The 12,346-nt window shown below is 46.1% G+C and carries 6 protein-coding genes; all 6 read right to left on the bottom strand.

Translation table 11 applies throughout. The annotated features are described in order from the left end of the window. Positions 1 to 15: 15 nt before the first annotated feature. Positions 16 to 1,383, bottom strand: a complete 1,368-nt coding sequence (locus tag ABXJ76_RS08485; RefSeq protein WP_432746019.1) for an HlyD family type I secretion periplasmic adaptor subunit — start codon at positions 1,381 to 1,383, stop codon at positions 16 to 18. Next, a complete protein-coding gene (locus ABXJ76_RS08480) occupies positions 1,383 to 5,258 on the bottom strand; it encodes an ATP-binding cassette domain-containing protein (protein ID WP_432746017.1) in 3,876 nt (1,291 codons plus the stop codon). The genes ABXJ76_RS08485 and ABXJ76_RS08480 overlap by 1 nt, the downstream gene beginning before the upstream one ends. A gap of 2 nt (positions 5,259 to 5,260) precedes the next feature. Next, positions 5,261 to 7,045, bottom strand: a complete 1,785-nt coding sequence (locus ABXJ76_RS08475; protein WP_432746015.1) for a LuxR C-terminal-related transcriptional regulator — start codon at positions 7,043 to 7,045, stop codon at positions 5,261 to 5,263. A 49-nt stretch (positions 7,046 to 7,094) separates the two neighbouring features. Then, positions 7,095 to 9,473 (bottom strand): efflux transporter outer membrane subunit, encoded by a 2,379-nt coding sequence (locus tag ABXJ76_RS08470; RefSeq protein WP_432746013.1) that lies wholly within the window; start codon positions 9,471 to 9,473, stop codon positions 7,095 to 7,097. Positions 9,474 to 9,537: 64 nt separating this feature from the next. Then, complete coding sequence (locus ABXJ76_RS08465; RefSeq protein WP_432746011.1) at positions 9,538 to 10,782, bottom strand: BcsE family c-di-GMP-binding protein; 1,245 nt, start codon at positions 10,780 to 10,782, stop codon at positions 9,538 to 9,540. Between the two features lie 114 nt (positions 10,783 to 10,896). Next, entirely contained in the window at positions 10,897 to 12,198 is a 1,302-nt protein-coding gene (locus ABXJ76_RS08460; protein ID WP_432746009.1) for an SUMF1/EgtB/PvdO family nonheme iron enzyme, read from the bottom strand. Positions 12,199 to 12,346: the final 148 nt, after the last annotated feature.

Genomic DNA, 12,346 nt, shown 5'->3' with positions numbered 1-12,346 from the left:
TATAACCTTTAACTATTAGCGTTCGTGGAAAGACCGTGTAACCACGTCAATAACGGGTTTGGAAAGGTAGGATAGCAGCGTCTTGTTTCCTGTAATCACTTCCGCCTCAACGCCCATACCTGATTGCAGTATGTTGCGCCCCGGCGTTTTACCAACATAGGGGTGATCAAGAGTCACCCAGCCTCGATAATAAGGCTTATTAACTTCATCTAGATTGCTTGAAGCCGAAAATCGCCTCAGTACGCCGGTAGCAAAACCAAAACGGGCGTAGTCATAGCTGTTCACCCGCAAATTAACTCTTTGGTTTACTTTGACATAACCAATATCTTTGGGTTGGATACGAATTTCAGCTTCCAATGGAACATCATCCGGAACAATCTGCATCAGCAATGCACCCGGCTGAACAATTTGCCCTAGGGTTAAAACTTGCTGCTCAAGCACATAACCCCGATGAGGCGCGCGCACCACCAAGCGGTCAACCTTGGCTTTCAGGCTCCCCATGGTTTCTTCAACTTCAGCTATTTCTGCGGTTGCGGTACCCATTTCATTTTGTGCCTCGCGGCGCAACTGATTGAGCGCATCAGCACGACGAAACTCTAACTCGGCGAGCTCCTGCTGGGCGACGCCAATATCCTGCTTTATTCGCCCCACTTCACCGTCCGCAGTGACCTTCGCTCTTTTCGTCTCAAGCAATACGCTTCGAGTAATCAAGTGACGTGAAGCCAGATTTTCACGCATATTGGCAAGCTCTCCGGTCAGATGTTGATCACTTATAGAAGAACCGAGCAATTCTTTATGTTGAGCGATGCGGCGACGCTGCTGGTCAATTTGCCGGTCAAGAACCGAAAGGGTGGAATCACGCGTGACCACCTGAGTATGGTAAAGCGCCTGCTGATCAGCCAGCAGATCGTCGTGCGACTTTGCCAATGAGGCAAAATTCGGTTTCCGCCCCAGCGCAAAGGCATTAAGTCGCTCAACACGCAGCCTTAACGCCACTAAGCGCGTCTCTGACTGATTCAAATTTGCGATAGCTTGGGAGCCATCCAATCGTAACAGCTCTTGGCCTTCCTGAACCAACGAACGCTCTTCAACCATGATTTCCTTAATCATGCCGCCATCAAGATGTTGCACGACTTTAGGTTTACCGATAGTGATAATTTCTCCGGGGGCGCGTGCCACCTCAGTGATATGCGTCAGACCGGCCCAAAGAAAAAACAGGGTAACGGCAACAGTCACCAATTGCAGCATGGGGCGCACAAAGCCGGGGATAAGCTCATCCTCAATATGCGCCGTATCCGAAAGCAATCGGCGCTGGCGGCTTCCAAGCAGTACTGCACTTTTTTCAGTCATCGCTTCGCTTTTATTGTTAAATTTTGCAAACATCATTTGCGTCCTCTCGAAAAAATCTTTTCTTTGATGCTCTCAAACGGGCCAATAGCCGATATTGAACCGCGCTCCATGTATATAGTGGTATCAGCCATGCGCATATGCGCAGGGCGATGAGATACCATCAAAAGGGTGGAACGACCTCGCAACCATTCTATGCAACGCTCTAAGGCTGCTTCACCCATATTGTCCAAACCATTGCCCGGTTCGTCCAATATCACAATCGGGGCTGGTTTTAGCACAGCGCGCGCCAAAGCAATGCGTTGGCGAAAACCAATCGGCAATTGACTGGACTGACTATGTGAAATGCGGGTCTGAAACCCATTGGGCATGGCTGTAATGTCATCAAGTATTCCCGCCATATCGGCAGCCCAGGTAATTTCATCATCGGTAGCTGCTGGATAGACTAAGCGCAAGTTTTGCATAATAGTGCCGTAAAATATATCGCAATGCTGGGGCATATAACTGATTCGGGCACGAAGATCAGCGGAAGTCAGCTGGCGAATATCAATATGATCAAGCCGTACTGTCCCAGCCTGTGGCAAATAAGTACGGGTAAGAAGCTTAAGTATGCTGGACTTTCCAGACCCATTTGGGCCGGTAATCACCACTACCTGTCCTGGCGTTACCGAAAAGGTCACACCAAGCAGCGCAGGGTCAGAGTCATGTAGATAGCGCATAGAGGTTCTGGTAAAACTGATTGCACCCTGAGACTCTGGCCTGATAGTTTGCTTTACGCCGTTATCCGCTTCTGTAGGCAAGCGCATCAGATTCTCAATTTGCTGCATACTTGTGCGGATTTTAGACATCGATATGACTGCAACAAAAAAGTTTTGCATAGGGCCAGTCAGACGCCAAACCAACATAATAGTAGCAACCATTGAGCCAGGACTAATGTCTCCATTAATCGCATTAATCGCAGATACCGCCAGCACACTAAAACCGGTCAAAGTACTCAGTATTTGTGCACTCCCGCTAATCCGGGCATGCACCTGATTGTCTAAAAAGTTAGCCATGGACGCTTTACCGCTCAGATCCCGGTAGCGTTCTACCCAAAGGTTGCGGCAACCGGCACTTCGTATCGTGTTCATCTGAGTAATGGCCTCGTCGAGAAACTCGGTGCGCTCACTGGCAGTCCTGGATGAGCGGACAATGGATCGATGGCTGATATTACGAGTACCAATGGCTAGTAAAAAGAAGAAAATAACTGAAATCAAAACGACCAGTAGTGCCCAAGGATTAATAACGCCAATCGCAATCACCACAATAATATTAGCGGGCATTTCGAAAGCAATGACCGCAAGCGGACCCATGAAAAAATTACGCAGGCTGTCAAAGTTACGAAGACGACCGACCTGACGCGCGACTGAAACGTTCCCTGTAGAACTGGTTGGGAGGCTGATAACCCGGCGAAATACACTGGTACCGATAATATAGTCAATACGGCCGCCCACATGAGCAATCAGCCGCCCCTTAAGGTGACGCACTTGAAAATCCAACACCAGCGCTATAAAGACCCCAAGCACTAGATAACTTGCCATGGTTATATCACCAGAGGGCAAAACCCGATCATAAATCGATTTCACAAAAAGGGGCGGTACCAACGCAAAAACAGTGTTTGCAACGGTAAAACCAAATGCGAGAAAAATATGCTTGCGGAATCTTTGAAATAAATCCCCAAAAAATTTAATCTCGTTGCGAGCGCCTATATCCATGCGTTCACGCGCCCTGAACACGTAAACTTCGTTTTTTACGGTGCTTACGTCAAGAATAGTTTCACTACCCATTCCGCCATCAAAGCAGCGTAGACGTCCATCCGGCAACCTCTCCAAAACAACCTTGGCTGAGCCGTTCCTAGGAACAAACAAGCATGGCATCAGTCGATGATCAATGCGAGCCAGACTGCTAACAAAACTCCTAGGCAATAATCCCAAGTGCTCCATGGTTGAGCAAAGTCCTGAAAGATCAAGATTACTCTCTGCATGAGGCATAGCCTCCATTAACTCCCTTTCATTTTCGTGCCAGCCAAGTGCACGTAAAAGTGGCAGTAGGCAGATTGAAAGATCGGACTCTTCCTCAAACTGACGACGTATGAGATCTGCATAGTCGGCCACATGAGGAGGCCTTTCCAAATACGTTGCCCCGGCACCGACCTGGGCAGACTGATGGGCGTCAACCGCTCTATCAACAATCCGACCGTTAGCTATATTTAACACCCGATCCGCCAGAGTAAACCATGAAGGACGAGGCGTTATTAACACGATTGTACAAATACCCTTTAGCTGGGAAATATAATTCAGCAAACGCTTATCGCCCGCCATATCGAGCGATAGATTGGCCTCATCAAACAGAAGGACACTGGGTTTGTGCACCAATATGCGTACAATCGAGATTATTTGCCGTACTCCAGACGGTAGCGTTTCAGCATTGCCTTCCCCGAGCGAGGTCTCATAACCGAGTTTCATGCTGGCTACCACCTCATCCAGACCCAATTGATGGGCTATATCCAGAGCAACTTCATTCAGGTTTTTGTCGAACATGGTCATGTTTTCCAAAATGGTGCCGGCAATCAATGCACCTTTTTGTGGTAACAAGCCAATTTCTCTTTGTACGCTATCGGAAGAAAACTCGGTTAGGCTGCGACCGTCAACCAGAATGTCCCCGGAATCGGCCATTATCGCCCCGCCTATAATGGATAAGAGACTGCTCTTACCGCTTCCGCTTTCACCTTGAATCAGGATGCATTCGCCTGCTTGAATGCTAAAGGAAATGTCCTGAAGAATGGGGTTGCCATGTCTACGCTCCAACCCAACCCGCTTGAGCTCAATGATCTCCTGAACCTGCGGCAACTCAGGTTTATCGTGATCATCATCACAAGGCATATCGTTTACTTCTTGCAGTCGTTTCTTTGCCGCAACAAAACCCTGATAACGTATCCAAACCGTCAGACCCCGACGCAAGGGCTGCAATGAACGCACCGAAAGCATCATACAGGCCGCCACCCCACCCGGCGTCATCTGCCCGGAAAGCACAGCAATTGCACTGGCAAAAACGATACTGACCGTCATCACCTGCACAAAGCTTGTACCTAAAGCGGTAGCCATGGCACTGCTATTGGACATGCTTTCACTCATATCGGCGGAACCGGCCTGAAGGCGCTCGTGGCGGCGCTCCATTTGAGCCTCCATTGCCATGCTCTTTACAGCATGGATACCGGTAAAAACTTCCACCAAATAATTGCGGCGACGATCATTGGCGACATGGTTACGATCGACCAATTGTCTCAACCAACTGCCGAACCTGAAAATAACGTAAACAAAAATTACCAACAATACTACGGGTACTAATACTACCCAGCCGCCGATGACATAAATCATGCCCAGAAAAAGAAGGACAAAAGGCAGGTCTAACAAAACCAGCAATGCCTGCCCCGAATAAAACTCTGCGACCTTTGAAGCCGATGCCACGCGCTCAATATGAACTCCCGGTTCCTCCTGTTGCAGACGCTGGATAGGAACGTGCATTAATCTGCTTAATGCCTCCACACTGGCATTATGCTCAAAGCGCGCGCCTAACCAACTGGTTACCAGTCCATTAACTTCCCGTAACAGTTCCTCGATAACCAGCCCTACAACGACCCCTACCACCAATAGAGCCAGGGTTTCTAAAGACTGATTCAGCACCACGCGATCCATGATTTGCAGTATTGCCATCGGCAATATCAAACCCAGAATGTTATAGAGTAAGGCCGCAACCGCTAGTAAAGGACTGACCCGTCGCAAGTCAGGAGAGCGAAATATGTCCAAAAGCGGAGCAATTGAACCTTTGCTGATTTTGCCCTTATTCAGCAAAGTTGATAATAGTGCTCGCATAGCTATTCAACTCCAGATTGATTAACTAACAGTTGTAATAATGGATGCGCAAAAGTAATGCATCCCTCTTCGTTTTGCGATAAAACCCCACTGGCAATAGCCTGTTCAACGGCAATTTGTATAGTGTCTTCGGACTCCCACATGGCTGCGGCAATTTCTGTCGCCATTAAGGGAGTCGTTGCCTTGCTGACCTGACGCAGCAAAGCACGATCAAGCTTGAGTCCGTCCATGCGTGCGTTAATCACGACTTGTAAGGAGAGGGGTAAGTTGACATCCCGGTGATGGCATGCCAATTCAATGGCAAAAAGCGGAACACCTGCGGCCTGCTTTACGATTGTCGCTGTGGTTTGCTCTCTATCCTGCGCGCGCCAAATATCCGCATCAGACCTCCCCCCTGCTTTTATTGCGTCTTTTTCCGATTGAGCAAAAGATTCGGTTATCAGTCTTTCAATGGCAGCTTTAGGTAAATGTCCCAGCCTGATAGTTTCACTGGGGGTTATTGCGTATTTAGAAAATTTACGTGCGGCAACTATAACCAACTTTCCATTCGCGGCACTTGCTGTTTCAGTCATTTTTATCAAAATATTGACGGGTAAGAGGTGAGCATCGTCTACGATAATGACATCATGACCTCGGCCCGCAACTGATCTGATGCAATGCAGCATGGCTTGAGGCTTTACCGGCACTCCGTTGGGATACAGGTACAAGTTGCCCTCTTTGCCGCCAGAATGACAAACGAAGTGATGAATTCGGCCTTTCATATTCAGGCCATATTCCGCAGCATAACGACATAGCAGTGATTTACCCATGCCCGTTTCACCTTCAATGTAAACGAGATGGTTTTTTTTGCCTCTAAATACCTCGGAAAACAGTGTTTGCAGACGTTCAAGTTCGGCGTCTCGTCCCAATATTAACGGCTCGCTACCGAGTTCTTCGCTGCTTCCTAGCTGAGATTCCGGGAGCAGGTTTTTTTTGCCCCACGGCATTCTATTAAGCGTCTTAAATAAGATACGGGGAACAGAGTATCCATGAGCATTGGGGCCGGTTATTTGCAGCATTTTTTCCGCCGAAGCGCTCAGCGCCAACTCTCCGGGTGCTGAGTTGCTCGCAAGTTCACGTGCATGGGCAATTACCGCGCTGGCGACAACCTCCCCCGACCAACCGCCATGACGATTCATGCTGGAAATTGCGAGTCCTGCGGCTAATCCGCCGCGTAAATTCTCGGTAAGATTCGGATAATCCGTCAGAGCGTCAAAAACAGCACGAGCTGCACGTAACGCCTTAAAAATATCTTGCTCAGTCCCACGCTTAATGCCGAAAATCAAATCGCCTATATAATTTTTACTGGTCAGAAACAAGGCATCATGAGCGCCCGCTAAGGCTGAAAAAGTTTTGTGCAATTCTTGAACAATAACCCTTGAATATGGCTCAGCACTGGCTTTCATAACTGAGTCAGACAAATAAATGCTTAATACAAGACAAGGACGACGTTCCAGTATCCCTTCGGATATTTCGGCGCTTTCAGGTTGAGAAACGGGCTCCTGATTAAGGCCTTGAGAAACGGCCATGGTGCGATTGCTGACCTGGAGTTTTTTAAACAGCGCGACGACATGCTGCTTCACTGTGCCCAGGCCTATCCCCAATTCATTGGCAATTTCCTTATTAACTTTACCGGTTTTAATTAATGCCAGAATTTGCTGCTGCCGCTGAGTAAGTTCAGGCAACAGCTCAACTTCTTGACTCAGGAATGCAGTTGCTGACAACTTATCAATAGGCCCTTGATTCATACATGTCTTATCACTAACAAATTTCGCCATATAAAAAACATCTGCGGCATTATTCAATACACCATGGGAAATTAAATGGGGTACTGAGACAGGATTGACACAGGACAAACGCGCGAAGCAGAAGACAATATCGTAAAACGAGGGAAGCAGGAAAACCGATATTCCCAAAACAAGCTTTCAGTAAAAATACCCCCCCCCCCGACTTCTTAGAGTCTACATTAGGGGCTTGGGGGCTTAACGCTGAAGATGTTGCTTTCGTTTTGTCGCTTAATTTTTTAGGATCAGCTAGGACGAGCTTGGATGTATTGTCCGTCTCCGCTTGCATCACAGAACCGGATGATTCGTCTTCCATGAAGTCATTAAATTCATCAGCTTTAGAAGACACGAGGTTGCAACGTACCTGTTTGGCATTCAGTTCCCAGCAGAAAGTACCGGCTTCTTCCTGGCTTGGGAATCGGGCAATAAACACCCTATACCAAGTAGCGCGTTCTTGCTGCTCTTTCGCCACTTTACCTTGCAGCCGAGGCAGCGCAGTGCGGTCGGTCATCAGGTTGGGAAAGCGTTGATGCAAATCACGCCAAGCATGAGTAACCCCTGAGCGATCATGTAATCCGGCTAATTCAACCAACCAAAATTCATCATCGGTATCGATTTTGCTTCCAGTCCAGTCAATGCCAGGTTCAGCCATAGGCGTCGCTGCTAGAGCAGATTTATCCTGAGGGCGAACACCGTCACCAGGCAATATCCCTCCTTGATGGACACCACCGCCCAAGGCACTATATAGCGAAACCAAGCTATTAAAACGCTGTTGTCGTATATCGTGGTATTCATCCAGCATACGGTGGTAGGTTCGCTCAGTATCAATCAAGGTTAAAAAGTCAATACCGCCAACATCATAGGATTCCCTACTAGCTGACCAAGCACGCAATGCGGCTTCTGTGGACACTTTCTGCGCCGCCAACCGATCGCCATTCAAATGCGTGCTAACTATCGCATCCTCGGTTTCACGCACCGCTGAATAAATAGTATGCAAATATGTTTCCACTAACTCTTCGTGCAACGACCGTGCAAAATCGACATCCTGAGTACGCTTGCCATGATCGAAAATCGTTGTCGCCAGACTGCCTACTGCGTTATAAATAAGGCCGTAAGGCGCAAAAAAAAGTTGGGCATAGGTCAGCAAGCCCACACTGGCTTGGGAGGTTAATGTTAGCGGCGGGAATAATCGCGCCCGCGCCACATCAATGTCGGCATCTGCCGCCAACAATCTGGCCTCGACCGCGCGTATATCAGGTCGGCGCACTAACAGCGAAGTCGGCACATCAGGCAACGCTCCCGGAAAGGTAAGCGAATCCAACCCTTTATCCGATAACGTCAGTGCGCTAGGCGTAATCCCTAGCAGTTGAGCCAGTGCGTTTGCCGCGATTTTCCGTTTCAAATCCCAGCCAGGAATCGTCGCATGTACCTGAAAGTCAGCGGAACGTTGCTGCTCCAGATCAATAATGGTGGCATCGCCAACTTTCACGCGCTCACTGACAGCCTGGAGCAGGCCGTGGAGCACGATTTCCGTCTCACGCGCAACCTGGACGCGATCATTAAGGTAGAGATATTCAATGTACTTGGAAACGACATTAGCAATCAAAGTACGACGGACATCATCACTTTTATAAGTGGCTTGCCATAGCTGAAATTCCGCCGATTCAGCCATAGATCTGTGTTCACCCCAGACATCGACATCCCACGTACCGCGCAAGCCGACCTGATAATATTCGCGGTGCTTGGCTTGATTGTTCGAATTAATCTGGGCCGAGTTGACACCGTTGGGTGGCGAGTCATAGTGCGCTTCAAGCGGAGCGGTAACAACCGGGTATTGATTTGCATCCGCCTGATTTGCACGCGCCTGGGACTGGGCTAAGCGCAGCATGGCGATACGTAAATCGGTATTATTGGCTAATGCTTGGTCAACCAGTGAATTAAGCTCGGCACTACCAAAGGGATGCCACCACTCATCAATATCTGCTTCTGTAAGCAGCTTTGTGGGTGTCCTTGCAGGCGATTTTGCAGGGACCCTATCATCTTCAGCAGGGGGAGCCACATCTCCAGCTTTGGGGAAGGACGCAGATTGCTGGTATTGTGTCGAAAGGAGCACGACCGGCACATCGTAGTGATCGCGCTTTATGGCACAGCCCGACACTATCATGATATTTAAAATAACCGAGACGAAAATAATGCCTCGGGTTCGTACAAGCCACTTCGACAGGCTCAAGACAGGCACTCTGGCGCAATACTGAAGATAAACCAAACGGTCTTGAATCTGTTCAAAAGAATACTTTCCACATGCTAATGTTTTTATCCCTGCCTTAGCGAAGTAAAGCTTCCTCGTCATAAATAAGGAAACGGGAAAACTGGACCTATCGTTCTTAATCATACGATTTATCACAAAGGTGTAAGTAAAATGAAGCCATCGGTTATAAGAGAATCATGCATTGAGTTTAAAGAGGCAGCTCATTACTTTCAGTCACGGATATTTCATGATTAATTTCATCAAATTGTAAATTCAACAAAATAGTAGATTGCATAGACGAATATAAATACCAAAATATAACTTCATATTTAATTTCAGATGCGTCAAACTCTATACTAGCTAACCCATTGAACAGATTACTTAGGTTTAAAAACTTATTTTTTACAAAGCCGGACGCCATTCCCCCATGAACAATCCAAACGCATGTTTTATTATGTTGAATAAACCAACTCTGCCACGACGATAAAATGGCTGCTAATTCAGCATCAGTAGTGGACATAATAATATCTTGTTCAATGTTAATTAAAACAAGATCAACAGATGCAAATGCTTTTTCTTCCATATCTTGTTTAATTCCACTAAATAAATGTTTACCGTCTTTTATGCAAACAACATTCAAAAGCAGATTTCCCATATCATAGATAACAAATAATTTCTTATTGATTTCAGGGGGTACATTGAATAATCCATTCCTTTCTTCAAAAGAAATCAATGCAGTTTTGATATACGGATTATGGATAATCGTTTGAATTAAAATTGATTTAGCTAAAGAAAATAGTGGAACTGTGATTACAAACAGCCCATGCTTTTCTATAGAACCGTAACACGGATCTAATTTTTTAATTCCTATTAACGATTCTGGAATAGAATATTCATTTTTGTTTGGAGCACTTATAACTTTAACAGCAGGTATATTCGCAGGTATTTCAATATCTAGAGCTTGTTGATTTTCAACCGAACCTGATGTGTCGCCAACATTATCAGACAACGACACTAGCGCATGGACATTACCTACAACAGATTCATCTACTGACGTTTGAACAACGAATATTTCTTGTTGTTCTTCAATAGAATCCGATGTATTAATAGCATTTTCAAGCAGAAGGGTGCCCTCCTGAGTCCCGTCTACAACTGAAGCAGACTCATTCGCGGGCGTTTTAATATCTAGGGTTGGTTGATCTTCAAGCGAACCTGATGTGTCACTAACATTCTCAGGCAACAACACCGCCGTCTGGACATCATCTACAACGGCAATAACAGATTCATCTACTGACGTTTCAACAACTAATCTTTCTTGTTGTTCTTCAAAAGCCGCCTGCCTGGAAACAATTTCGCTATCTCTTTCACTTAACTGCTTACTGATCTGTACGCTATTTTTACTATCGAATTCAGTAACTTGTCCACAGTCTAAACATAAACCGGATTTGGGCATGACTGCGTCGGAATTACAATAAGAACAATGCATCAACATAGAAAAAACACGCCCAATAACATGAATCTTTGATTTTATTTTAAGCTCAGACTAGCCGCCAAGCACTAATTCTTATCAATCAATACGCACTAAACGAAAACCCCATTCATTGCTCCTATTTTCTGGGTTACTCTGCATTCGAGCCGCTGATCGCAATGTTTCTAAGCGGCTATTCCAACTACCACCTCTCAAAACCCGAGGCACATCATTACTGCGATCGGTACTTCCGTCTAGTTGTTCTGAACCGTTGTAATAGGGATCATATTCAGATGCACACCATTCACAAACATTGCCATGCATTTCAAAAAGTCCCCAGGCATTTCCGAGAAAAGTTGCTGTCGGCATCGTTTTATGACGTGATATGCCCTTTGAAACCATTAGATGTGGCGAAGCGCCATCATAATTGGCTTGAGCAGTCGATATGGTCTTGCCTGTATTAAAGGGGGTTTCCGTTCCAGCTCTACAGGCATATTCCCACTCCGCTTCGGTAGGAAGTCGACACTGCCAGCCATTAGCATGAGATAACCACTTTGCATAGTCGACAGCATCCCAATAACTAACAAATATAACCGGCCGATTTCCACGCCCCCATTTACAGTCACTGTATTTCCCTTTTCCTGTTTCCTTACAAAAAATATCAAACTGTTCAAAAGTAACTGCCGTTTTCAGCATTCTAAATCCAGACACCGTTACATCATGTAATTGCTCATCAGCGTCCTCAGCTGCATCTAGCGAACCCATCATGAATTCACCTGCGGCTATTGTTACCCAATCTGTATCTTCAACCATTGTTATGCTCATAATGCACTCATTTATAGTGTTATTTTCAACGGCAATAGTGTCGGCATCTATTGCGATACCTACCTCATTTTTCAGTTCAGGTATATTTTCAGAGGCTTTAGCTTCAACAACAACTTTATGCTCTTTTTTCTGCACTATTTCTTCTTTATCGTCAGCTTTATCAGCGATAACATCCACAGCTTTTATGATGTCTAGCTCGGCCTTCTGCTCAGGCGCACTGATAGAGGCTTTAGTTTTAACAGCATCTTTATGTTCTTCTTGCTGCGCAATTTCCTTTTTATCGTCAGCTTTATCAACAATAACATCCACTACTTTTGTGGTATCTACCTTAGCTTTCTGTTCTAGCGTACTGATAGAGGCTTTAGTTTTAACAGCGTCTTTATACTCTTCTTGCTGCGCCATTCCTTTTTTATTAGCAACTATATCCATTGGCACTATATACCCGGCTTTTTCAACGCAGGTTACACATACAGGTTTATCCTGAAATCGACTACTCTCAGAGAGAACTAATTGGCATTCGATACATTTAAAACTTTTTATCCCGTTATGCTCATCACCTAGCAAATTTTCACTCATAATTTCCTTCCCGACATAACATGTCTTGTGTGCACACTACGTAACACCATTAATAAATGGCTGATTTAAAAACTTACGGCTGACTCTGTCATTATTCCAGCACCCACTTCGATAACAGTAGCATCAACTAATCGATTACTCCCATCTG

The organism is Methylobacter arcticus (assembly GCF_050917435.1).
GTDB lineage: Bacteria > Pseudomonadota > Gammaproteobacteria > Methylococcales > Methylomonadaceae > Methylobacter_A > Methylobacter_A titanis.
The sequence above is the reverse complement of the archived record's forward strand: the minus strand, read 5'-3'. Positions and strand labels throughout refer to the sequence as shown.

What these genes read in the sequence shown, in the direction of transcription:
- ABXJ76_RS08460 (WP_432746009.1), bottom strand. Translation starts at nt 12,198, where the DNA reads ATGAGTGAAAATTTGCTAGGTGATGAGCATAACGGGATAAAAAGTTTT.
- ABXJ76_RS08480 (WP_432746017.1), bottom strand. Translation starts at nt 5,258, where the DNA reads ATGCGAGCACTATTATCAACTTTGCTGAATAAGGGCAAAATCAGCAAA.
- ABXJ76_RS08485 (WP_432746019.1), bottom strand. Translation starts at nt 1,383, where the DNA reads ATGTTTGCAAAATTTAACAATAAAAGCGAAGCGATGACTGAAAAAAGT.
- ABXJ76_RS08470 (WP_432746013.1), bottom strand. Translation starts at nt 9,473, where the DNA reads ATGATTAAGAACGATAGGTCCAGTTTTCCCGTTTCCTTATTTATGACG.
- ABXJ76_RS08465 (WP_432746011.1), bottom strand. Translation starts at nt 10,782, where the DNA reads ATGCCCAAATCCGGTTTATGTTTAGACTGTGGACAAGTTACTGAATTC.
- ABXJ76_RS08475 (WP_432746015.1), bottom strand. Translation starts at nt 7,045, where the DNA reads ATGAATCAAGGGCCTATTGATAAGTTGTCAGCAACTGCATTCCTGAGT.